Genomic DNA, 24,403 nt, shown 5'->3' on the forward strand with positions numbered 1-24,403 from the left:
ATTGATACAATTTCAAACAATGAAAAACCCTCGGCTGACCACCGGGGGTTTTCGCGCTTAACCTTGATGGTTTACGGTGTTACTATCTACGCGCATCTCCACCAGCAGCAGCTTCCGCCATCTGTTCTAATTTTTGCGGGTTTACCGCATTCAGGTACTGCTCACTCATCTGTGGGGTTAACAGTTCCAACATCAAACGGTTTTCAATCCAGAATTCTACAACCTCGAAAGGACCACGCTTACAAGGGAACACTCGCCATCCTTCGCGTGCGCCAATTCGTTGGATTTCCTCTATGGAAAGATCAACGGAAATAGCTGCATGAACAGGTGTGTAATTTGCAGGATGCTCATTTATTTGAAACCCAACTTGTCCTTGCCACGCATCTGGGATCATCTCACTACCCAATGGATAAAACTCAATTCCTGTGCCAAATTCATCTGGCACCATCATCATATAACCACCAGGATTAGGTGAAAACGGCACTACCCTGCCATGCATAATTTCTGCCATGACATTAGCTACATGCTGAGGATTTTTTACAGAAATAGAAATGTGATGGATCATAATTACCTCTTAAAGTAGTATGTTCATACTAAAATCGTAGAACTTTATATTTGGTTCTATAGCTTTTTTTGAAAAACCGAAATCTATCTACAAACTGAGATCGATACTAGAATGGTTGAAAACAGGCGGTGTTGAAAAAATTTCCTGTAGGAGGATCTTTGGAAAATCAAATTAGTGTCAGTCCTAGACCCTTTTTACTACAAGCGTCGAGTTATCAAGTCTGGATACAGGTAATTGGGCGAATACTCCATCAGGTGGGACATGGAAGTATACACTTCTTTATGCCCCTAATTTTTGTTAATGAATTACACTTTTCAGCAACAATGATCGGCTTAGGAATAAGCATTGGATCACTGACTGGGGTGATAGGAAATTTTGTTGGTGGTTACTTAGCAGATTCTCCAAGGTATGGTCGCAAGCAAACGCTGTTATTATCTGGCGTGCTATCGATTGCTGGTGCCCTGATGTTAGCATGGCTCCAAAATTTTCCCTCACTTATCGTCGCCAATATACTTATGGGATTAAGTGGTGGATGTTATTGGACACCAGTAGATGCCCTGATTATTGACACGACTCCAAAAGAACAACGCCAAAAAGCCTTCGCTCTTTTGGGATTGGCAAGTAATCTCGGTACCGGGATTGGAGTGCTTGGTGGTGGAATATTACTTTCTATACTGGCGCGAGAGTCACAAGTCATTTTTGCAATTAATGGACTGGTTCTTGTAGCGTTTTTAGTGTTAATTCAAATTGCAATCCCCGACACTCGACAGGAGAACCATGAACATTCTGAAACTCGACCCCAGTTTGGATCAGCGCTGAAGGATCGAACACTGCTATTATTTGTTTTATTGAACGTTCTTTTTACCACTTACATTGCCTTAGTTAATAATATCCTACCGCTATATTTTACAAACTTTATTTCGGCAGGTGTTTCACAAATAACTCTCAGCAAGGACGCAACAGTCACTAGTGTTGCAAACTTATTTACGTGGTTTTATGTTGGTCTTGGCACACTATTACAGTTACCATTAGTGCAACTATTAGGTTCATGGTTGTTAAATACTCAAGTGTTGATGATTTCAATGATTTTATGGGGCGCTGGTTTCTTCTTCGTCTGGGCGACTCATCTAATTTCGTCACTGCCGATTATAGGCATGATTATAGCATTTAGTGTGTTGACGATCGCGTCTGACATATACAGACCATTTTCCGCAACATTTGTAGCAGAGTTAGCACCAGAATCATTGCGAGGGGTTTATTTGGCTATTAGCCATCAATGTTGGCCAATTGGTTTGTTCTTTGGTCCGTTGTTAGGCGGTTGGGCAATGGATCAATCTCCTATAATCGCCCACTATTTTTGGATCGCGATCGCTGTCAGTAGCCTTTCGGGTTTAGTACTTTTATATGTTTTGAAAAGCTGGATTTCTTTGGAATCCCAAGAAGACGCTCCAGCAATTTAATACCTATAATAGATTCCGAAGCCCGATAGCTCTGCACAAGAGAAAGGTCTCAATGAGTTATTTTAGAATACATCTTTGCAAGCTAAATATCCAGCATCTTTTCCGATAGTCTTAACTACAATAACACAAGATCCTAGTTACAGCTTATAGGAACTACATTTTGATAGCTGATGACTCGCTCAGACTCAGGACGATTACATATACCACTTAAAATACCAGCGTTCCCAAAGCTACGGACACCGAGCGTTACTGCAGAATTTCCCTGACTGAAAGAATAAAGGCGATCGCGCTCGAACCCGGGACTTGTTTCTTGAAGATAAAGGTTTTGTACGTCATCACTGGAGTCAACGCCAGTAAGTTTTACCCTACAATCAGATAGACTAACCAGTGGAACAGCAGAGTTTTTCGCTACCTGCTGAGAATTGTCGAAGGAACCGGTGAACCATTGCACTACTTGTTTCACCTGTTCTGACGTCTCGACGATTTAGGTTTGGTTATGCGTCTGCTTTTTCTAAATGGGAATTTACTGTGCCTTCAAGATGATGTATTTTTTGATTTTGAACATATATAATAGCTTGCTCAAGTTGCTTACTGCCCAAAGAGAATATACCATATCCTTCTTGCCAAGCAAATTTTTCTGATGTAGGGCAAAGATTGTCGTTGAAATGGTGAGAACTACTTCCTTTAATTTTTTTTACAAACTCTGCAATCGCCATTGTTGGAGGGATAGATACTACTAAATGTATATGGTCTTCAATACCTCCAATGGTATGGAGTATACAATTTAAACTATTGGATTTACCAATGATGTAATTATAAAGCTCAGTTTCTTTGTCGGAGGTAATTAGAGGTTGGCGTTTTTTTGTTGCCCAAACAATATGATAATAAAGTTGCCAGAGAGACATAATATTTTTTAAATTTTGTATTTATTTACATATATTTATGTTTCCCTTGTTGCTGGAAAAATTATCATATTAGCAGTGTCCATCAGCCAGTTCACGAAGCCACAGAATCATGAATCCAGCGAATCCAGGAATCCAGCGAATCCAAAATCCAGGGAATGAAATTCCCTGTCTGAAAGCTCAAGTCGTCTTTAGACGACTATGTGAAAATCGTGAATAATTAAACCTAGTTTTTTCTAGTCCTCTTCTAGAGGACTTGCATTATTAGACAGGGAATAGAATTCCCTGGCTATTCTGGTGGTCAGGTTGGTAACTTTTTTACCTTTCTTCTAAAAGCGAATCCAAAATCCAGGGAATGAAATTCCCTGTCTGAAAGCTCAAGTCGTCTTTAGACGACTATGTGAAAATCGTGAATTATTAAACCAAGTTTTTTCTAGTCCTCTTCTAGAGGACTTGCACTATTAGACAGGGAATTCTATTCCCTGGCTATTCCCTGGCTATTCCCTGGCGGTCAGGTTGGTAGCTTTCTTCCGTTTCTTCCAGAAGAAGATTCGCCCTAGCTTAGCTTCACCAATCTGCTTACGCCATGTTTCCATATAAGTATAGAACACTGGAGTCAGATAGAGCGTTAATATCTGAGAGAACACCAATCCACCAACGATCGCAATACCCAAAGGACGACGAGCTTCAGAACCAGAACCCGCTCCAATCGCAATTGGTAATGTCCCCATCAAAGCTGCCATTGTCGTCATCATAATTGGTCGGAAGCGAATTATGCAAGCTTCGTAAATTGCATCGAAGGGATGTTTCCCTTCATTTCGTTGTAGTTCTATAGCAACATCTACCATCATAATACCGTTTTTCTTTACAATCCCCATCAGCAAGATAATACCGATGAAGGAGTAAAGGTTTAAATCAACCTGGAAAATCAACAAAGTTAACAGCGCACCAAAACCAGCGGAAGGCAAACCAGAGAGAATCGTTATAGGATGAATGAAATCCTCATAAAGAATACCCAGAATCAGATAAATAACTATTATCGACACCGCCAGCAACGTTCCTAAATCGTTAAAAGATTGTTTGAAAACCTGCGCTGAACCTTGGAAGCTAGCGGTAACCGTCGAAGGCAAAATATTACTAGCTAGTTGATTGATCGCTTGCGTTGCTTGACCCAATGACATATTTGGTATCAAGTTAAACGATATAGTTGCAGAAGGAATTTGACTGACGTGGTTGAGGGTGAGGGGGCTGACTTTTTGGGTGATATTCGCGATCGTATTCAACGGAACCATTTTTCCATTGCTTGCGCGAATATATAGCAGAGATAAAGCATTAGGATCACGCTGATACTGTGGTTGCAGTTCCAAAATCACGTAAAATTGATCATTGGAACCATAAATGGTCGAAACTTGGCGAGAACCATAAGCACTGCTAAGAGTACTTTCAACTTGTTGAGCTGTAATACCAAGAGTTGCTATTTTTTTATGATCAATCTCCACTTGCAACTGTGGAGTGCTCATTTGAACGTCGCTATTAACGTCTTGCAGTCCTGGTATACCTTTAATTTTCTCTACTAGTTGCGGAACATATTGATAAAGTTCTTGAGGGTTGAGACTTTGTAAGGTGTATTGATACAAGGAGTTTGTTTGCTGTCCACCAATGGGGATGGCTGGGGGAGCACGCAGAAATGCTTGAATACCTGGGATACCCGTTAATCTGGGTCGTAATTTTGCAATGATTTGCTCAGAATTCAGACGACGCTGGGAACGTGGTTTTAGTAGAATCGTGATTCTTCCTGAGTTAGCTGAAGCATTAGGACCACTTGCACCCACAATGGAGTCCACCGCCGCAATATTTGGGTTTTTGCGAATGATGTTAACGATCTCCTCTTGATGACGCAGCATATCATCAAAAGAAATATCTTGTGCGGCTTTTGTGTTGGCCATAATTTGTCCAGTGTCCTCAGTGGGAATAAACCCTGTAGGAACTACCGTAAAGAGGTAGAACGTAGACACCAAGATAATACCGGAAACAATCAACGTGATAATACGGTATTGTAAAACAGGTTTAAGAGTCACCTCGTAACCGTGCAGCAGGAAATCAAACGCACGTTCTGATACACGATACAAGCGATTTCGCTGTTGTGCATGGGGTTTGAGAAAACGACTACACAACATTGGTGTTAGACTGATGGAGACAAACCCAGATACCAAAATAGCAACAGCGATCGTTACAGCAAATTCGTGAAATAACTTCCCTATCAATCCACCCATGAACAACATGGGGATGAATACAGCGACTAGAGATAGAGTCATCGACACAATAGTAAAGCCGATTTCTCTGGAGCCATTTAGCGCTGCTTCGAGTGGAGGTTCACCCATTTCCCGATGACGAACAATATTCTCTAGTACAACAACTGCGTCATCGATCACAAAGCCGACAGACAGTGTTAGTGCCATTAGCGAGAGGTTATCCAGTGAGTAGCCTAAAATATACATCACTGCAAAAGTACCTACAATGGCTACCGGTAAAGCTAGACTGGGAATGAGTGTAGCTGCTAAGTCGCGCAAAAACAAGAAAATAACCAGGACAACCAAACAAACCGATAGAAATAAGGTAAATTGCACATCGTGTACTGAAGCTCGAATTGTTTGTGAGCGATCATACATAATACCCATTTCTATGGCTGCGGGCACTTGCTCGCGCAAAGTAGGCCAGAGTTGCTTAATAGCATCAACGATCCGCACCGTGTTACCATCCGGCTGAGGCTGTACAGCTAAGACAACGGAATTGTGACCATTGTAGCGGTTCGAGACTTTATTATTCTGCACACTGTCAATCACCTGCCCTACATCTTGAAGCCGTACAGGTGCACCATTTTTATAGGTGATAATAAGTGGTCGGTACGCTGCTGCATTCTTAAGTTGACCATCAGCTTGAATAATGTAGGTTTTGTCTTTGCCTGAAAGACTACCTGTCGGCAAAGTCACATTCGCTTGCTGAATAGCACTCTGCACCTGATCCAGCCCAATTCCTCGTGTTACCAACTCTCGCGGGTCAACTTGGACACGCACTGCATATTGCTGCTGACCATATACTTGCACTTGGGCAACTCCATCAATCATTGAGATTGGTTGACCAAGTGTTACTTCTGCATATTCATCTACAGTAGAAATAGGGAGTGTATCAGAATAAAGATATACATAAAGAATAGGCGCAACGGATGGGTTAACTTTGCGGTAAGTCGGGGGGTGGGGCATATTTTGAGGTAATTGCCCCGCTGCTGCTGAAATAGCCGCTTGTACATCTTTAGCAGCGTCGGTTGTGCTGCGGCTAAAGTCAAATTGTAACGAGATGTTGGTGGAGCCTGTTGAACTGGTAGAGTTAAAAGAGTTTAGTCCAGCAATGCTAGAGAACTGTCTTTCTAACGGTGCAGCCACAGCAGATGCCATTGTTTCAGGCGTTGCACCAGGCAAACTTGCTGAAACTGAAATGAAGGGATACTCAACGTTGGGTAAAGCACTGATCGGTAAGAACTGATAACCCATCAGCCCAAAGATGACGATACCCACCATCACCAAAGTCGTCATGACAGGACGACGAATAAAAATCTCTGAAAGGTTCATAATTTGTTAATAGGGCATTGGGCATTGGGTAATAGGCATTGGGTAATGGGTAAATGGTTAAGGTTGGAATTTCCCCATGCCCCATGCCCTATGCCCCATGCCCCTTGCCCTCTTAGTAAGTTGTTTCCGCCAAGCTTCCATATAAGTGAAAAATACTGGAGTGAGATAGAGAGTTAATATTTGAGAAAACACCAGTCCACCCACAACCGCAATACCCAGAGGGCGGCGGGATTCTGAACCAGCTCCAAAACCAATAGCGATCGGTAATGTTCCCATCAGCGCTGCCATTGTTGTCATCATAATGGGACGAAACCGGATCAAGCAAGCTTCGTATATAGCATCAAATGGACTTTTACCTTCGTTCCTTTGCGCTTCAATCGCAAAGTCCACCATCATAATGCCATTTTTCTTTACAATACCCACCAGAAGCATAATACCGATGAATGAGTAAACATTCAATTCAACATGGAAAAGTAGCAGAGTTAATAATGCACCAAATCCAGCCGAAGGTAGACCAGAAAGAATAGTTAAAGGATGAATAAAATCTTCGTAGAGAATACCAAGGATAAGATAAATCACTAAGATAGCAATGACTAACAACAGTCCTAAACTTGGTAGGGAAGATTGAAACAGTTGACTTGCTCCCTGGAAGTTCGTGACGATACTTGCAGGTACAACTTGACGCACAAGTTCTTCTATTGCTTGAGTGGCATCCCCTAATGATGTATTGGGTGATAAGTTAAAGGAAATCGTTGCCCCATTCATCCGCCCAAAGTGATTGACCATCAACGGTCCAACAGTTTGAGATAATTGGGCAAATGTACTCATAGGCACTTCTGTTCCAGCAGTGGAAGTGTTGGTAGTAGTACTGGACCCACTACCAGTTATGCTACTACTACTAGAACCAGCACCAGTTGTGCTACCACTAGAATTACTTGTAGAACTGGTAGTACTAGCATTAACATAAAGCTGCATTAAAGCATTAGGGTCTTGCTGATACTGTGGTTCTAGTTCGAGAATAACTTCATACTCGTCACTGGCAGCATAGATGGTAGAGACTTGATAACCGCCATAAGCATTTCTTAGCGTGCTTTCAATCGCCTGTGCGCTAATCCCTAAGGCTGAGGCTTTATCGCGATCAATACTAATCCTTATCTGTGGTGCTAGCTGCAAATCGCTGTTAACATCTTGAAGTTGTGGTAGAGTTTTCAACTTAGCGACGAGTTGCGGAACATACTGCTGAAGAGGTTTTATATCGGTACTTTGTAGAGCCAGCTGATATAGTCCTGTACTCTGTTGTGTACCAATGGGAATAGCAGGTGGAATTTGTAAGAAAACTTGCATACCTGGAACGGTAGCTAGTTGCGATCGCAGTGCTTGGAGGATCTCGTCAGCACTGGCGGTACGCTTATCGCGAGGCTTGAGGCGAATTAACAAATTCCCTGTATTTCCTGTGGCGGATCCACCACTACCACTAGCACTGGAACCAGGTCCAATGTTAGAGTTAACAGCATCTACGTTCGGATTTTGCCGAATAATATTAACGACATCTTGCTGGTGACGCACTAAATCATCAAAAGACGCATCGGAAGCTGCTTGTGTAATGGCGGTGATTTGCCCTGTATCTTCACTAGGAATAAAGCCTTTGGGAACTACCAAGAGCAAATAAACGGTGACAAATAACAGTGCACCGGATAAAATCATCGTCGTGCGGTGATACTTTAAGGCTTTTTTCAGTGTCCAATCGTAGAGTGCCAGGAAGCGATCAAACACGTACTCTGATGCTTGATACAAGCGACTTTGATTTTCATGATCTGGCGGACGCAGAAAGCGACTGCATAGCATTGGGGTAAGTGTCAAAGAAACAAACCCAGATACCAAAATAGCAACGGCGATTGTTACAGCGAATTCATGGAATAGTCGTCCTAACAATCCATTCATGAACAGCATTGGGATAAACACTGCTACGAGTGAAATTGTCATGGACAAAATTGTGAAGCTGATTTCTCTAGAACCATTCAATGCTGCTTCTAAAGGACGTTCACCCATTTCCATGTGGCGAACAATATTTTCTAGCATGACGATCGCATCATCCACAACAAAACCCACTGAAAGCGTCAACGCCATCATCGACAGGTTATCCAGCGAGTACCCCAAAAGATACATCACTGCAAAGGTAGCAATCAGCGAGACAGGTAAAGCTAAACTGGGGATCACCGTCGCAGAGAGGTTCCGCAAAAATAGGAAGATCACCAAGACAACCAAACCAATGGTGAGAATCAAGGTAAATCTAACGTCATTTACTGAGTCGCGAATTGACTGAGACGCATCATAATAAACCCCAATTTCAACTGATTTTGGAATTTGACTTCTTAAATCTGGCAACTTTTGCTTGATTGTATCGACGATTTGCACCGTATTTGTGCCCGGTTGCCGTTGAATCGTCAGAATGATCGCGCGCTGATCATTATACCAGCTTGCAACTTTAGGATTTTGAACACCGTCAACGGTTCTACCGAGTTGATCAAGGTAGATTGGCGCACCATTTCGATAGGCAACAATGAGCGATCGATAAGCGGCGGCATCCTGTAGTTGACCGTTTGCCTGTACAGTATAGTTTTTATAATTACCCGAAAGGCTACCTGTAGGCAAATTCACGTTTCCTTGTTGAATCGCCGTTTGCACCTGATCCAGTCCGATCTGGTAAGTCGCTAATTTTGAAGGATCAAGCTGAATACGAGCAGCATATTTTTGCGAACCGTATACTTGTACTTGCGCCACCCCACTAATCGTAGATAACTTCTGTGCTAAATAGGTTTGAGCGTAGCTGTCTACCTGCGAAAGTTGCAAGGTAGGCGAGTACATATATAAATAGAGAATCGGTTGATCCGCTGGGTTTACTTTGCTATAAGATGGGGGGTTAGGTAAATCACTAGGAATCTGTCCAGATGCCGCCGATATCGCTGCTTGCACATCTTGAGCAGCATCGTCGATTTCACGGCTCAGGTTGAACTGAAGTGTAATTTGGGTATTGCCCAAAGTACTAGTCGAGTTCAGCAAATCCAACCCGGCAATGCTAGAAAATTGTTTTTCTAAAGGTCGAGCAACAGATGACGCCATAGTTTCTGGGCTAGCCCCTGGTCTTGACGCCGTTACCTGAATAGTTGGATAATCAACGCTCGGCAAATCGCTAATTGGTAGTAAGCGATAACTCATCAAACCGAAGATCAGGATACCTGCCATGACGAGCGTCGTCATGATTGGGCGACGAATAAATAGTTCTGATAAATTCATAATTTATTTAAAAGGGAACTCTTAACAGGGAACAGCAAGAGTGAGTACTTAAGAGTTATCACCTCCCCTGTGCCTTCTGCCCCTACGCTGCGTTTGTCCTCCTTCTCCTCCTGCTGCTTGAGGAGCAGCACCTTTAAGCTGTACTTTGTTACCAGAAATCAGATTCGCTTGTCCGTCAGTCACAACTTTTTGACCAGGTTTTACTCCACTCTTTATTACAGCTAAGCCATTTATAGTGCTGCTGACGGTGACTGGAACATTTTGTACTGTCATGTCAGGGTTGAGTACAAAGACAAACTGTCCATTAGGACCATTTTGAACTGCTTGTGAAGGAATGACAGTTGCATTCGGTTCTGTAGTTAGTTGCAGCGTTGTGTTAACATATTGACCTGGCCAAAGTCTTCCTTGAGGATTTTGAAATTCAGCAATAAGTTGAATGGTTCCAGTGGTGGTGTCAACAGCGTTATTTACGGAAAATAAAACTCCCTTTTCTGGAGGAGTATTGCTGTTAGGAAAAGAAGCTAAGACTGTTAGCTTATTATTTTGCATATACTTTTGAATTGTCGGCAGATTCGCTTCAGGAACGGAAAAGGAAACCTGGACTGGGTGAATCTGGGAAATTGACAAAAGAGGAGTTGTGCTGTTAGCTTGAACGACGTTGCCCAGAGTTACGAGGGTATTGCCAGCACGACCATTGATAGGAGAGTAAATTTTGGTGTAGGACAGTTGTACTTGAGCGTTCTGCAATGCTCCCTCGTCTGACTTTACAACTCCCTGTGCATTTTCTATCTGCGCTTGATCCACTTTGATTGCTGCTTGAGCATTGGCGATCGCTTGCTGATCTGCCTGAATAGTTGCTGCACTAGTTGCTTGGTTTGTGCTGTATTGTTGAGCAGTATCCCTACTAACTGCACCGGAGGCGAGCAAGTTATTGTAACGAGTCGCTTGTGCTTGTGCAAATTTGGCTTGTGCTTGATCTTTCGCCAGAGTTGCTTGTGCTTGTTTTATTGCCGTTAGGTCTTTGGCTAATGTTGCTCTATACTGTTGTACCAATGCTAAGTCTCTCGCCAGAGTTCCCTTAGCTTGTTGAATGGCAGCTTGCTGTGTACGATCATCTAGTGTGAATAAGAGTTGCCCCTTTTTCACCTCTTGACCTTTTTTAAAGTAGACTCCGGTAATTGTGCTACTGACTTGGGGTGTAACCGATACGGTAGACTCTGCTTGAACATTCCCAATTTGCTGCAATTGCACTGGAACCGTTTTTTGAGTTGCCGTCGCCACAGTCACAACAGGTGTTCCCTGTCTCCGCCCGCTTCTAGCTTGGGAGTTTTCAGATCTGTTGGGCTTGACAGCTGAATGGATACCATATAAGCCCAGTCCAGTAAGCAGTGTTGCACCTACTATGACCGAAATAAGACGCCTTTTGGATGAAGGCTCATTGGTCAATTTTAAGTGTTTCTCTGCTGTAATTTCATTTGGAATGTTATCTTGCAAGAGAGCCTCCCATAAGTTTAAGTTGTAGTTGAGGGTTAAAAAAATCTCCGCATTCGCATTTATGATATCAATCTTAAAAATTAAGAGTAAAGTTTACATCGAGCGGAATTCCTAAGGTCAGCAGGAGAAAATTACTATATTGAATGTGACTTTTTTCCTAGTCTAAAGCTAACAAATCAGTACTAAATGGTCTATGGGCACTAGGAACAAATTTTATAAACAGGAGGAAGAGAATTTGCAAAATGGGCATGGGACATAGGGCATAGAGAATTGGCAGCAGGAGTGGGTTTATATATAAGGTAATTCGGGTTCTATTTAAAGCCTCAAACCCTCTTTCTTCCTGTTCCCGATGCCCCATGCCCTATGCCCCATGCCCTATGCCCCATGCCCTATGCCCCATGCCCCCCTGCTCCCTCTTAACCCTATGCTCCGCCCAACCTCGCAATCCTTTCGTTTATTGCTTTATCTGGAGTGGCTGTTGCTAGTGACAGCAGCTTTCATGGAAGTCTTTTTTCCTTTCGAGTTGTCTTGGGATTTACTGCTGCAAATTCTAGCGATCACTGCTTTCGGTCTGATGGGTTTAAAATTGCCAACTTCTAATCTAGGAGCAAAACTATTTTACACTGCTATAGAATTTGGCTTAATGTTGCTGCCAGCTACTAAGTTTGACTTATCTAGTCGCTCCGTTTTCCTGATGTGTCTAGTGCTGGTGATGCGGAGTTCTCTGATATTCCCGCGTGCAGGACAGTTTACTGTTTTAAGTTTAGCTTTTCTGTGCCATGGAACGATACTTCTGTCAAAACCGATTGGAAAGTATAGAGTAGCTGTATGGGATTGGCGATTAAGTTCTTTATTGCTGTTTAGCTTAACACTGCTATTTGCTTTATTGTTGATTAATGCCCTGCATGCAGAACGACAAAGTAGAGAGCAATTGCAGAAAGTCTATCAGGAACTAGAAATTACTCACGACCAATTGCGAAACTATGCGCTGCGAATTCAAGATCAAGCAACCCTACAGGAACGAAATCGGATCGCCCGCGAAATTCACGATGGATTGGGACATACCCTAGCAGCCCAAACGATTCAGATCAATAACGCCTTGCTTTTTTGGCAGTCAAATAATGACAAAGCATTGACTTTTCTTAAACAAGCAAAGCAATTAGGATCTGAGGCGTTGCTAGAAATCCGGCGTTCTGTTTCAGTGTTGCGTTCCAACCCCCTACAAGGACAAACCCTTGAATCAGCTATTGACAAGCTATTGAAAGATTTTCAAAACACAACAGGGATTAAACTAGAGAGCAAAATTCATTTGCCATTATCCTTAAGTACAGAAGCAAACACAACCCTTTACCGTATTATCCAAGAATCTCTGACCAATATTTATAAACACGCTCACGCAACCACTGTCATCGTTGAACTCGTTCCACAGGTCGGGATGCTTGAGCTTTCGATAGTGGATAATGGAGAAGGGTTTAACCCAATTGAAAATACGACTGGGTTTGGACTCCAAGGTATGCGAGAAAGAGCGGCGGCTTTGGGTGGTAAGTTTCAACTTCACAGTCAACCAGGGAAAGGTTGTCGTATTTCTGTTTCTTTTCCAATATCTAATGTAGTTCTATGATTCGCATCTTGTTAGTTGATGATCAATTCATTATCCGTCAAGGACTTAAGAGTCTGCTTGAGTCTAATTCAGATATGAAAGTTGTTGGCGAGGCAGAAAATGGGCAACGGGCGCTTGAACAAATACCTACGCTGCAACCTGATATAGTGTTGATGGATATCAGAATGCCGGTGATGGATGGAGTCGCTGCTACTGGTGCGATCGCTCAACAATATCCCCAAACTAAGGTGCTTGTTTTGACGACTTTTGATGATGATGAGTACGTCTCACAAGCTATGCACTTAGGCGCTAAAGGCTATCTGCTTAAGGACACTGAACCTGATGAACTAGCATTAGCAATTCGCGCTGTCTATAAGGGACATACTCAATTAGGACCAGGATTGTTGGAAAAAGCACTTATGTCGCCTCCAACACCAGCCGAGCCAGTTAAACAACCTCCACCAGAATTGGCGCTCCTCACACCCAGAGAAATGGACGTTTTGCGATTAATAGCCTCTGGAGCTAACAACCGCGAGATTGCACAAACCCTTTTTCTCTCCGAAAATACCGTGAAGAACTATGTAACTAATATACTCAGCCACTTAAATTTGCGCGATCGCACTCAAGCAGCTTTACTAGCCCATTCTTTGTTTAAAGAACATTCTGCTTGATAATTGCAACAACTTCTTCAAAAACCAAGTTAGCAGAATTGTTAACAGCAAGACTTAACTCAAGCCCTAAGCTAAGATTTTCTGCTTCAATTAAGTAAACCGTCACCTCTTCGGGAAAATTATCCTTAAAAATCTTCTTACCTGCGGCTAAAGCATTATCCCAACGAAAACTGTGCAAATTATAGGTCGGTTCCGGTAAAGCTTCCAATTCTTCTCCAGGAACTTTAAACACAGCACCTGGTTCGGAACCTGTAGAACTTGCATCAACAATAATTAACTTTTTGCTACCTCTAGCTTGAAACATCACTTCCATCCCTGCCGTCCCGCAGTCATAGACTTGGACATTCGGTTGAGGATGTTCGTTTAGATATCGCTGTAAACGTTGAGCTATGATTACACCTACAGCATCATCACTACGATTAAGATTACCACAGCCAATAATAGTTAGCATTTTATCAAAAAGTCAGAAGCTAGAAATTCGGTGGGGGTGAGAGCGTAAGGCAAGAGTGTTGATATTGAGGAAAGAAACACCATGACTGAAACAGTTGAAGCTCAGATTATCGATGTCGAAGAACGGCTTAGACAGGCAATGCTTGCTTCTGATGTTAGCGTTTTGAATGAGCTACTAGCACCCGAAATTATCATCATCAGTCATGAGGGAGAATTATTACGAAAACAAGATGATCTAGCCGCCCATGAATCTGGTTTATTTAAGATACACGAGTTGAAACCCTCTGAGCAGCATATTCAAATCCATGGAGAAGTAGCGGTTGTTTCAGTCCGAATGCAATTGTCTGGTAGCTATAAAGGCACTCCCACAAATGGCGACTTTTGTTACACACGAGTTTGGGCTGTCTCTTCACGTGGAACTTGGCACATCGTTACGGCTCATATAGGGATGGTAAAAGATGCGAAAATGAAAGTCTAAGTTTAACTAAGCAGAAGCTGGCGGAATAATCTCAATCCCATACTTAGGAGCAGTGGCAAGAATTTTTTCTAAATCTGTGGGACTTAAAGTTGGTGCAGGAGTTACTTGTCGATACACGGCTTTTCCAACTTCTGCAATAAACTTCTCAAATCCTGCTGGTGTAACCCAAACTAGCATTTTAGCTGGTGTAGAGGTGGTATTAGTAAATTGATGGAGTTGACCTTGAGGAGAATAGAGAAAGGTTCCAGGCGTTGCAGTGAGGGTGCGATCGTCTAGTTGGAATTCAATGTCCCCTTCCAAAACATAAAACGATTCATTTTCTCTGCTGTGTCGATGTAGAGGAGTACCACCTTGCGGCGCAACAATGACTTCACAAAGGGCATAACTTTCACCCGTCTGCGCGCCCACTGCCTTAAAAGTATACAAGTCTTGCCCAAACCAGTAAGAATTGCCTTGTCCTGGCTGCTGCTGAATCGTCATTTTTCATTCTCCTGGGTGCGTTAACGTGGTGCAACGCACTATTATATAGAGTTATTAGTTATAATCCATACTAATTAGACGTAATTTTATAAAAATTCTCCGCATAATAATATTAATCCTACAACTTATGGAGCTTTCGCCATGTCCCCTGCTCTAAAAGCAATTTATCGCAACGGAGCCTTCATTCTACAAACAGCTTGCGACTTGCCTGAAGGATCTGAGGTGGAATTGTTGATTCAAGCACCTCTAGTCAGTTCGCCACCTATTTCTGATCCAGAGGCTAAAAAACTACTATTAAGGTCGTTAGTTGAGCGAATGCAACAAAATCCAATTCCACAGAATGCGCCTCGATTTACACGGGACATGTTACATGAACGCCGTTGATACGAATATTTTGATTTATGTAAACGATTCTCGTGATCTGATTAAGCAAAAAATTGCGGGTTCTCTAGTTTCATCTTTATCAACAATCTTTTTCACTTGATTTGGCTCTAACCTATCCAGGGATTTACAAAACAAATCCCAAGCGAGCTCATTAGCTCGTCGATCAGCTTTTTTTCTTGACTCTGGGTCTAACCGGAAATACCATTGTAATGTATATAGCCCAATTCCAATTATTCCTAAAGCTCCTAAAGGGATTATCACAAATGTAGTCCTTTTTGTGAATGTTTTCTTCTAAAGACACTACTGAAGCTGGACATTAAGACTGCAGAAAATTAAGGTTTTGAAAATCTGCGTTACTGTGTTACATAAGTTTGCTATGTGAGTAGTTTTGCACGTGCTTCGTCATACCATCAACTAAAATTGGTCTTTTAGACCTAGATTCATATGTAAATTCCCAATTATCTAACAGTTAAAGATACACAAAGACTCAAAGATGTTCCGCAAGTTTATTCTAGTATTTGTTACTATTTTCCTCCTATGAAAGTACGGTTTTCTGTACTATACAAAAATTCTTATATGTATATTTTTGTCAAAACTTATACTTAATACTGCGCAAGGGCGCACCCTACGGATGGGAACTATTTGTTAAACTTGAGACATAAAACTATTGACGATTGACACATGACTGTTGACTATTGACAAAAGAGCGATAATCGAAAACCAATGGTCAACTCTACCCTAGTTGCGACACTCTATGTCAATCCTGTGGTGGGAAATGATGCCAACACCGGGTCACGGTCAGAACCCTATAAAACTCTGAGCCGTGCCTTAAGAGGAACCACCACACCTAAATTTATTCAGCTAGCACCAGGAACATATAGCACTGCTAGCGGTGATGTATTTCCGGTGGTGATTCCACCTAATGTAACTGTTATAGGTAATGAAGCCACTAAAGGACAAGGTATTTTGATCTTGGGTAGTGGTAAGTATCACAGCCTTACCTTCGGCGTTCAAAAGATTACATTGCTATTACTTGATGATGCTCAACTCAAGGGAGTAAGTGTCACAAATCCAACAGCAAAAGGTACTGGTGTCTGGATTGAATCAACTACCTCGCCAACTTTGGCTAATAACACCTTTACTAGCTGTGGTCGGGAAGGTGTGTTTGCCTGTGGTGCTGGTAAACCAGTCATCATGGATAATGTTTTTGTGCAAAATGTTGCTGGAGGGTTAGTAGTGGCACACTATAGCAAAGGGGAAGTGCTACGGAATATTTTTCAGAATAATGCTCTGGCTATAATAATTAGTGACTTTGCTGCGCCTTTGATTGCAAACAACAAACTATCACAAAACCGGACTGCGATAGCGAAGCGCTGCTGCGTTCGCGTAGCGTCTCGCAGAGAAGCGCAGATCGCACTGTCACGAAAAGCACGACCTATATTGCGTCACAATCTCATTGAAAAAAATACCCAAGGCGGTTTACTAATTAATGGTCATGCAGCTCCTGACTTTGGTACTGCTCAAGATCCAGCGGGTAATATTTTTCGTCATAACGCACAGTTCGATGTGCAAAATCTTACCTCTGGCAAAGTGATTTGCTCAGGAAATAACTTAAACCTTGTACAAGTAAAGGGCTTGGTAGATTTAGTTACTCTGCCAGATGATATCTCTAGTTTTTCCGACATGGTGGGGCATTGGGCAAAACCTTTTGTGGGAGCATTGCTTTCGTCAGCTTTAATGAATGGCTTTCCTAATGGCATTTTTGCGCCAGAAGCCCCCGTAACTCGTGCTCAATATGCTGCTTTGGTTGCTAAGATTTTTCAGTTACCGATTTGCAAACGGATACAAAACTTTACAGATATCAAACCAAACTTTTGGGCAACATCAGCCATTAACCGTGCGGTAGGCATGGGTTTTCTTGACGGATTTCCGGATGGGACGTTTCGACCTACGCAAAACTTAACAAGGGTTGAAGTTTTCCTTTCTATGGTGAATGGATTAAAACTGAGTGGGGGTAATCCGAATGCTTTAAATAGGTACTGCGATAGTGAAGCGCTGTGGCTATTCGCCGATCGCACTCAAATTCCCAGTTACGCCACCAATGCTGTAGCAGCAGCTACACAAAAGATGTTAATTGTAAACTATCCTAGAAAAGAATTATTAGAGCCACTGCGAAATATAACTCGCGCTGAAGTGGCAGCATTAATTTATCAAGCATTAGTTGCAAGCGGTAAACAAAAAGCGATTGTATCTCCCTATATTGTCAATCCTAATGTTGATGGGTTCTCTTGTGCCGATTTAATAAGTCACTGGGCAGAACCATTTATTCGGGCATTAATGAGGATGAACTTAACTCGGGGTTTTGCTGATGGTAGCTATCAGCCAGATAAGCCTATGACTCGTGCTGAGTACGCAGCTTTAATTGTAGGAGCTTTTGGGCCTGTTTCCAAACGCCCAGCACCTACTTTTATTGATATACCAAGAGATTATTGGGCGTCGAGCGCTATTCAAATCGCAGCCCAAAGTGGCTTCGTTGGAGGATTTAGCGTTCCGCCGAAGGCGGCAGCGCCTCGCTATCGCACGTTCCGCCCTGAGCAAAACGTACTCAGAATACAAGTAATAGTATCTTTAGTGAATGGACTTGCGTTAAAAGCATCTGACTGCGATACTTTACTTGACTACAGTGACCTTAATGCAATCTCTGAGTCTGCTCGTGCAGCAGTTGTCACAGCAGTACAGCGCAATATCATTGTCAATTATCCAGATCCTAAGCGAATTGAACCTTCTAATGAAGCAACACGCGCTGAGGTGGGGGCAATGGTTTATCAAGCGTTAGTAGCGATGGGGCGAGTTTCACCTTTTCTTATGGAAAATGTAAACTAAAAACGCTCGAAAAAAACAAACTGTAGCTAAAAGCACGATAGGCTATATGAGATTGAAACAGAATTTATGCTTATGCCACTAAGCGGATAGCCATAATGTTTACACCAGCTTCCAGCACTTCTGCCGATTTGGCAATAGCCTTACTAATTCACTATAGCTTCGACCTGAGTGGCTATAGCGCCAATGAACTGGTTAACATTTGGCACAAGCAATTTTCAGTTGACTGGTTGCACCTAGCCGTTATAGAAGCTCTGTATCAAGGTCGATACAAAGCAGTTTCAGTACAGCAAATTTTAATTATGTGGCATCGTCGAGGACAGGCTACTTTTCATTTCAACATGGAGTTTGAACGCCTGATTTGTAGCAAATTTCCTCAAAGCCTCACCTTACAATCATCGCTTAGCCTACCTCCTGTTCCAAAAAACACTCCCCGAGAGGAATTCAAAAATTCTTCTTCATCACTCGCAATAAATCCCGCCTCTAACAAATTGTCTAGGGCTTTAGAAACTAGTGAAGAAAAGCTATTGAGAAGTGAAGTTCGTCCATCTCCGCGTCTTCCACTTTCAAGCCAGTCTTCTTCTCCACCTTTGCCACAGCGCCTCAAACTTCCAGCTTCTTCTCGCTCATCAATCCCCAATAATGAGGCACTTGTCTCCCCCCCTACCACAAATCATCCTCCAATTGGACAATTTACTCCACAAACAACTAAGCGCTCAGAGTCTTTCACATCTAAACTCCAAGCACTGTCACACGATAGGTTGAATTAGGGCATGGGGCATAGGGCATGGGGCATAGGGCATGGGGCATAGGGCATGGGGAATGGGGAATGGGGCGTTGCGAGAATATAAAAAATGGGATATTTCAGACAAAAATCCAGCAAATCACAAGCAATGTCTAATATGTAGCTATCGCCAGAGTCTGCGGGCAAAAAATAGGATATTCACCCAACCGTGGCTCGTTTAGCCAAAGTACGAATCAGTTCTCCTCTGATTCCTATGCGCCATGCGCCATGCGCCATGCCCTATGCCCCATGCCCATTGCTCTAAATCGGCTCTACCATAGCTCTTAAACCTTTTCCAGAGAGAAGTTTTAACATATTATCGGCGTTATAGCGACTGGTAAAAACGCCTACTTGCATAACTTCTTGACTGTGCCACACGGTGTGAAAAGCACCAGGGGCAATAAATTTTACTAATTCTTCATCTTGTTGGCTTCCAGCCGCCACCACCACTCGGTAACGTAAATTGATTTGTCCAACATTCGTTACCCTTGGGGAAGGTTGGTTGTTATAAGTAACAATTACCGTTGGAGGTACTGGCATCTGGGTACTACTAGAGTTGTCTGTCGCGGCATTGTAATTGGGTATGGGAGCTCCATCTACTACTGGTAATTCCTGCCATCGACTGCTAGGGGGTTGTATAGGTGCTGATTCGACTGGTAAGGATTGTTTTGGGCTATTCAGTCTTTGTATAGATCCTGAATGCTGCCATTGATTGTTAGGCGGTTGTATGGGTGCTGATTCAACTACTAACGATTGTTTTGGGCTATTGAGTCTTTGTATGGCTCCAGGAGCTACCGCGATTTGCTTTCCTTGACTACTAGGTGGTTGTACAGGTGCTGATTCCACTGGTAAGGATTGTCTTGGGCTATTGAGTCTCTGTAAGGCTCCAGGAGCTACAGCAATTTGCTTTCCTTGACTACTAGGTGGTTGTGCAGGTGGTACTGTTGTAGCCTTTGATGCAGAAAACTCAACAGTAACAGGAGGAATCTGTACATAATTCAATTGAGATGTATTGGGTTTATCTGTCGCAGCCTGGCGGTTATTACTGGGGTTGACTTTTAAGGGTTGTTTATTGCTATTCGTTGTCAAGTTAGTAGGGCTAGGAAAATCTGTATATTTAGAATTAGAAATAGATGGCTTTTGATTAACAGAAGCAACCGGCTCTGGCAAAGCCTTTGGCTGCTGTGATAGGTATTGTTTGCGAGAACTAGAGTTATTAGGCAAATTTCTGCTGTTGGAACTTCTCTCAAAAGATATAGAGAGTGGGATTGTTGGTGATGCGGATGCAGCGGTTGTCCCAGTAATCTGTGTAGCTGTTTTAGTGTTAGTATCTACTTGGCCGGTGATACGATCGCTTCTTAGGGTGTTGCCATAAGCACTAATCATCTGCTTAGCAGCACTAGCATTGATGTCATAACGTTTGTTGTTGCGAAACTCATTTTGCCCTGGTTCTGTTGGGCTACCCAAGTCTGGTGTTGCTTGGGAGATCGCTACTAATCCATCTTCTTTATTATCTTGAATTAAATTATTCCGCAAAACTGGGTGAGAATTAGCTTGCACTACAATACCGGATCTGTTGTTTTGAATTCGATTACCTATTAACATTGGTTGGGCATTTTGAGCAATATTGATCCCAAAGCCCGTTTGTTGAAACACATTCTCGCGCACCTCAGGACGAGAATTACCAGTAATTGTGATTCCATTTGCCCCATTGCGTTCAAAGTGGTTATTCCGAACTGAGGCTTGACTATTACCAGTGATAGAAATTCCATCTTGGGTATTGCCAGTAAAAGTATTTGCCGCGACTATTGGACTAGTGTATTCAATCCACAAGCCGTAACCACGGCGGTTGGAATTTGTTACTGTTACTCCCGTCAACCTCGCTTGATCTGCACCAACAACTGTAACGTTTTTGCCACCAAAGGTGCGACTGAGATAATCTCCACCTCCAGCTATGACAATATCACGGCCTTTGTTGCCTTGATCTCCTTGGATTGAAACACCTGGTTTGAGCATTAAAGGAAATCTCTCTCCATTTTCAGCGCTGTAGGTGCCTTTTGAGAGTATGATGACAGTGTTAGGTTTAGCCGATTGTAGTGCTCGGGTAATGGTTTTTAAAGGAGTGCGTTCATCAGCATTCCCAACTTTGTCATCTCCAACACTTGGGTTGACAAAAAGTACATTAACCTGAGACATTGTTTTGGCACTAGCTTGCAGTTCCTTTGAAGCTATAGGCGTCTGAGCCATTACGGCATCTATGTTTGTGGCGAAAAATACTATATTTGCTAGTGCTATACTGGTTGTGCAAAACGATACTGAACCATTAAATATTGAAAATGTTCGTAGTTCTAAACATCGATACGGTGGATCACATAATGGATTCAACTTAGCAGATGCGAAATTTATTTTACAAGACTTAGGGAAAATGTTGAGATGAAACACTTTAAGAGCACTCCTTGAACCAAATATAACTTTTTATAGTCTTTAAGACGCTGATATGTCGATCATCTCAGTCAGCAATTGACCTGTTACTACTTTTTGATAGAAAGTAATTTGTTAACAAATCAATACAGATAAGAAAGATATTGCAAATATGAAAGGGGCTGGCTGTTACGATGAAAGCACTAATGGGGTTGTTGTCATGGTCGAGCCAAACAGCCAAACAGAGCAAATAAAGCAAGTGGTTTACCGCATTTTAGATGCAAATTTAGACCGCGCTCGTGAAGGTTTGCGAATTATTGAGGAATGGTGTCGCTTTGGCTTGAATAATGCCCATTTGGCTAGTCAATGCAAAAAAGAGCGACAAGAAATAGCTAATTGGCATACTGCACAAATACGTGCAACACGGGATACACTAAATGATCCAGGTACTGATTTAACCCATCCTCAAGAGGAAGAACGTAATAGCATTAAATCCTTGTTACAGGCTAACTTCTGCCGAGTGCAAGAAGCTTTGCGTGTGGTAGAAGAATATAGCAAACTATACAACCCAAATATGGGGAAAGTATTCAAGCAGATGCGCTACCGCATTTATACCCTAGAAACTGATTTAATGGGTCAAGAGCGGCATCAGGTGCTTTTGCGATCGCGCTTATATCTTGTCACCTCCCCTCACGAAAAATTGTTGGAGATTGTTGAAGCTGCCCTTAAAGGCGGCTTAACTCTCTTGCAGTACCGCAATAAAACTGCCGATGATTCTTTTCACTTAGAACAAGCAAAAAAGTTGAGACAACTGTGTCACCTATACGGTGCTATTTTTATTATCAATGACCGTGTAGATGTGGCATTGGCAGTTGATGCTGATGGTGTGCATCTGGGACAGCAAGATATGCCTATTGCTATTGCCAGACAATTACTTGGTCCACAGCGCATAATAGGCAAATCTACCACAAATTCTGAAGAAATGCAACGGGCAATTACCGAAGGTGCAGATTATATCGGGGTAGGACCAGTTTATGAAACGCCTACAAAAGCAGGTAAGCCAGCAGCTGGTTTAGAGTATGTAAGCTATGCTGCTAAAAATTCTCCTATCCCTTGGTTTGCGATCGGCGGAATCGACCCCAATAATATAAACGAGGTGATTGACGCTGGAGCAAATCGTGTGGCGGTAGTGCGAAGTCTGATGCAAGCAGAGCAACCAACTTTAGTAACACAGTATTTTCTCTCTCAACTAAATCGCATTCAACCAGAATTTAAGAACTCTCATGTCTAATCAGATTACCCTTGTTGTTAACGGGGAAACACGTAGCTGTTCATCTCAAGTTACTTTACCCAATTTGTTAGAAACACTGGGGTTCAATCCTCGCTTAGTAGCTGTCGAGTATAACGGTGAAATTTTACACCGCCAGTTTTGGGCTCAGACACAAGTACAGCAGGGAGATAATTTGGAAGTGGTGACAATTGTTGGTGGAGGGTAGAAACAGTTATCAGTTATCAGTTATCAGTCAAGAATAATGTGTTTATACGAGCGCGAAACACCGCACCATACACCTTGATTACTGATAACTGTTCACTGTTTACCTGTCACTCCCTATCTGAAGCATAAAGAGAACGATATAGGGTTCTGCGGTTAGCTAATGCTTTTGCTCTACAACCTAGTGTTTGGCGGAGTTGGGAGTCTTCGCATAGGCGACGGAAAGCTTGCAAAATTTCGTTGCCAGAATAGGGATTGACTAAAAGACCATTTTCTTCGTGGCTAACTACATCTTTTATACCACCGACATTACTTGTAATTACGGGTTTACCAAAGTAAGCTGCTTCTATGATACCGATGCTTAGACCTTCTATACTAGCGGCTTGGATGTTATCTAAAGTCAGCATTGCAAAAATATCACAAGCTGCATAGTACCCAGCCAATTCATAATCAGGCTTATACCCAGCAAAGTGCACTCGCCGTTCGACTCGTAAGCGACGAGCCAAAGAATAAAGTTCTGATTCACCTGGACCGTATCCACAAAGTATATAGTGGACATCGAACCCCCAGGTCAATAGTGGTGTTAAAGTCTCGATAATTAGGTCGAAGCCTTTACGCTTGACAAACTTTCCTACAGAAAGAATCACCAGTGCTGTTTGTGGAATATCGTGTGCACTCCGCGTCTGCAAGCGTAAACTATCAAGATAGCTTTGACCTAGAGTTGCACCAAATTTGTCCCTTCTAACCACAGGGTTAATGACGTGGGTAGGGGTGTTAAATCGGAAATGAGTACTTAGGTAGTCTCGTGTAAACGAACTTTTACAAACGATGCCTTTGGCTCGTTTTAGTGTCAGTTCAAATAGGGATTTTATTATGTGGTTACGTAAAGCACACAGAATATCGTTTCCATGTACGTAGACAAAAAAACGGATAGGAAGCAGGTAGCTTAAGAGAAGTACTGAAATAAAGTCGTAACCGTGACCCCATTCAATATACCGGTAGTGATAGCGAAAATAAAGTTTGATTGCGAGTAGAAATGACCAGACTGTATTCAGTATAGCTTGTATAATGTTACCGATTAAACCATTACGGTAGTATGTAAGGTTTGGCCAGCGATAGACGGGAAACTTCTGCGCTTTGTCAAAGGCTTTGTCTCCTGAGCAACCACCAACTAGAACTATGATACGGTCTGGATCTTGTAAACAACGATTATAAAGATATTCCTCGATACCACCTGATGAAGGCAGGAAAGTACGGGATATAACTAAGATGTCAGCAGATACAGTTTGATCCCTGATTTTTGTCTTTATTCGTGAAATATTTTCCATATCTTTTATAAAGCCTACACCCTGTTCTCTTACACCCCTAGTACCGCAAGGCAGAATTAACTGATTGAAATTTCAAAAAATTTATAAACGTTAA

The 24,403-nt window shown here is 42.4% G+C and carries 19 protein-coding genes; 9 read left to right on the forward strand and 10 right to left on the reverse strand.

The features are described 5' to 3' along the window. Nucleotides 1-82 precede the first annotated feature (82 nt). Nucleotides 83-565, reverse strand: coding sequence for a hypothetical protein (locus tag G4P69_RS24455; RefSeq protein ID WP_208340485.1), 483 nt, complete (start codon nucleotides 563-565; stop codon nucleotides 83-85). A gap of 158 nt (nucleotides 566-723) precedes the next feature. Here G4P69_RS24455 and G4P69_RS24460 point away from each other — a divergent pair, with 158 nt between their 5' ends. Continuing rightward, nucleotides 724-2,025 carry an MFS transporter gene (locus G4P69_RS24460; protein ID WP_208340505.1) on the forward strand — a complete coding sequence of 434 codons (1,302 nt, stop codon included), beginning with the start codon at nucleotides 724-726 and terminating at the stop codon, nucleotides 2,023-2,025. 133 nt (nucleotides 2,026-2,158) lie between these two features. Here G4P69_RS24460 and G4P69_RS24465 read toward each other — a convergent pair whose 3' ends face one another. From G4P69_RS24465 to G4P69_RS24485, 5 genes are all read right to left on the reverse strand, one after another. Further along, entirely contained in the window at nucleotides 2,159-2,488 is a 330-nt protein-coding gene (locus G4P69_RS24465; protein WP_208340486.1) for a CpcT/CpeT family chromophore lyase, read from the reverse strand. 31 nt (nucleotides 2,489-2,519) lie between these two features. Continuing rightward, the gene (gene tnpA, locus G4P69_RS24470; protein ID WP_208340487.1) at nucleotides 2,520-2,930 is read right to left on the reverse strand and encodes an IS200/IS605 family transposase; all 411 of its coding nucleotides are present in this window, start codon (nucleotides 2,928-2,930) and stop codon (nucleotides 2,520-2,522) included. 494 nt (nucleotides 2,931-3,424) lie between these two features. Then, the gene (locus G4P69_RS24475; RefSeq protein ID WP_208340488.1) at nucleotides 3,425-6,553 is read right to left on the reverse strand and encodes an efflux RND transporter permease subunit; all 3,129 of its coding nucleotides are present in this window, start codon (nucleotides 6,551-6,553) and stop codon (nucleotides 3,425-3,427) included. 57 nt (nucleotides 6,554-6,610) lie between these two features. Further along, on the reverse strand, nucleotides 6,611-9,847 hold the full coding sequence (locus G4P69_RS24480) for an efflux RND transporter permease subunit (RefSeq protein ID WP_208340489.1): 3,237 nt from the start codon (nucleotides 9,845-9,847) through the stop codon (nucleotides 6,611-6,613). A gap of 48 nt (nucleotides 9,848-9,895) precedes the next feature. Then, on the reverse strand, nucleotides 9,896-11,341 hold the full coding sequence (locus tag G4P69_RS24485) for an efflux RND transporter periplasmic adaptor subunit (RefSeq protein WP_208340490.1): 1,446 nt from the start codon (nucleotides 11,339-11,341) through the stop codon (nucleotides 9,896-9,898). A 499-nt stretch (nucleotides 11,342-11,840) separates the two neighbouring features. Here G4P69_RS24485 and G4P69_RS24490 point away from each other — a divergent pair, with 499 nt between their 5' ends. Together G4P69_RS24490 and G4P69_RS24495 are read left to right on the forward strand one after the other, a co-directional pair. After that, nucleotides 11,841-12,962: a sensor histidine kinase gene (locus G4P69_RS24490; RefSeq protein ID WP_243903049.1), complete on the forward strand. Its 1,122-nt coding sequence runs from the start codon at nucleotides 11,841-11,843 to the stop codon at nucleotides 12,960-12,962. Continuing rightward, nucleotides 12,959-13,612, forward strand: coding sequence for a response regulator transcription factor (locus G4P69_RS24495; RefSeq protein ID WP_208340492.1), 654 nt, complete (start codon nucleotides 12,959-12,961; stop codon nucleotides 13,610-13,612). The genes G4P69_RS24490 and G4P69_RS24495 overlap by 4 nt, the downstream gene beginning before the upstream one ends. On the opposite strand, the gene G4P69_RS24500 is transcribed toward G4P69_RS24495, so the two are convergent. Beyond that, complete coding sequence (locus G4P69_RS24500) at nucleotides 13,593-14,063, reverse strand: hydrogenase maturation protease (RefSeq protein WP_208340493.1); 471 nt, start codon at nucleotides 14,061-14,063, stop codon at nucleotides 13,593-13,595. The two genes, G4P69_RS24495 and G4P69_RS24500, sit on opposite strands and share 20 nt — an antisense overlap. A gap of 81 nt (nucleotides 14,064-14,144) precedes the next feature. Here G4P69_RS24500 and G4P69_RS24505 point away from each other — a divergent pair, with 81 nt between their 5' ends. After that, entirely contained in the window at nucleotides 14,145-14,540 is a 396-nt protein-coding gene (locus tag G4P69_RS24505) for a nuclear transport factor 2 family protein (protein ID WP_208340494.1), read from the forward strand. A 6-nt stretch (nucleotides 14,541-14,546) separates the two neighbouring features. Here G4P69_RS24505 and G4P69_RS24510 read toward each other — a convergent pair whose 3' ends face one another. After that, nucleotides 14,547-15,020 (reverse strand): cupin domain-containing protein, encoded by a 474-nt coding sequence (locus tag G4P69_RS24510; RefSeq protein ID WP_208340495.1) that lies wholly within the window; start codon nucleotides 15,018-15,020, stop codon nucleotides 14,547-14,549. A gap of 141 nt (nucleotides 15,021-15,161) precedes the next feature. On the opposite strand from G4P69_RS24510, the gene G4P69_RS24515 reads away from it, so the two are divergent. From G4P69_RS24515 to G4P69_RS24525, 3 genes are all read left to right on the forward strand, one after another. Beyond that, the gene (locus G4P69_RS24515; protein ID WP_208340496.1) at nucleotides 15,162-15,404 is read left to right on the forward strand and encodes an antitoxin family protein; all 243 of its coding nucleotides are present in this window, start codon (nucleotides 15,162-15,164) and stop codon (nucleotides 15,402-15,404) included. Nucleotides 15,405-16,127: 723 nt separating this feature from the next. Next, nucleotides 16,128-18,287 (forward strand): S-layer homology domain-containing protein, encoded by a 2,160-nt coding sequence (locus G4P69_RS24520; protein WP_208340497.1) that lies wholly within the window; start codon nucleotides 16,128-16,130, stop codon nucleotides 18,285-18,287. A gap of 95 nt (nucleotides 18,288-18,382) precedes the next feature. Further along, nucleotides 18,383-19,054 carry a hypothetical protein gene (locus G4P69_RS24525; protein ID WP_208351874.1) on the forward strand — a complete coding sequence of 224 codons (672 nt, stop codon included), beginning with the start codon at nucleotides 18,383-18,385 and terminating at the stop codon, nucleotides 19,052-19,054. A gap of 275 nt (nucleotides 19,055-19,329) precedes the next feature. On the opposite strand, the gene G4P69_RS24530 is transcribed toward G4P69_RS24525, so the two are convergent. Next, nucleotides 19,330-21,315, reverse strand: coding sequence for a DUF1565 domain-containing protein (locus tag G4P69_RS24530; protein WP_208351885.1), 1,986 nt, complete (start codon nucleotides 21,313-21,315; stop codon nucleotides 19,330-19,332). A gap of 346 nt (nucleotides 21,316-21,661) precedes the next feature. Here G4P69_RS24530 and G4P69_RS24535 point away from each other — a divergent pair, with 346 nt between their 5' ends. Continuing rightward, a complete protein-coding gene (locus G4P69_RS24535; RefSeq protein WP_208340499.1) occupies nucleotides 21,662-22,780 on the forward strand; it encodes a thiamine phosphate synthase in 1,119 nt (372 codons plus the stop codon). Continuing rightward, nucleotides 22,773-22,985, forward strand: coding sequence for a sulfur carrier protein ThiS (thiS, locus tag G4P69_RS24540; RefSeq protein ID WP_208340500.1), 213 nt, complete (start codon nucleotides 22,773-22,775; stop codon nucleotides 22,983-22,985). The genes G4P69_RS24535 and thiS overlap by 8 nt, the downstream gene beginning before the upstream one ends. A gap of 106 nt (nucleotides 22,986-23,091) precedes the next feature. Here the strand turns inward: thiS and G4P69_RS24545 are convergent, their stop codons facing one another. Then, a complete protein-coding gene (locus G4P69_RS24545; protein WP_208340501.1) occupies nucleotides 23,092-24,309 on the reverse strand; it encodes a glycosyltransferase family 4 protein in 1,218 nt (405 codons plus the stop codon). Nucleotides 24,310-24,403: the final 94 nt, after the last annotated feature.

Source organism: Aetokthonos hydrillicola CCALA 1050 (assembly GCF_017591665.1).
GTDB classification, from domain to species: domain Bacteria; phylum Cyanobacteriota; class Cyanobacteriia; order Cyanobacteriales; family Nostocaceae; genus Aetokthonos; species Aetokthonos hydrillicola.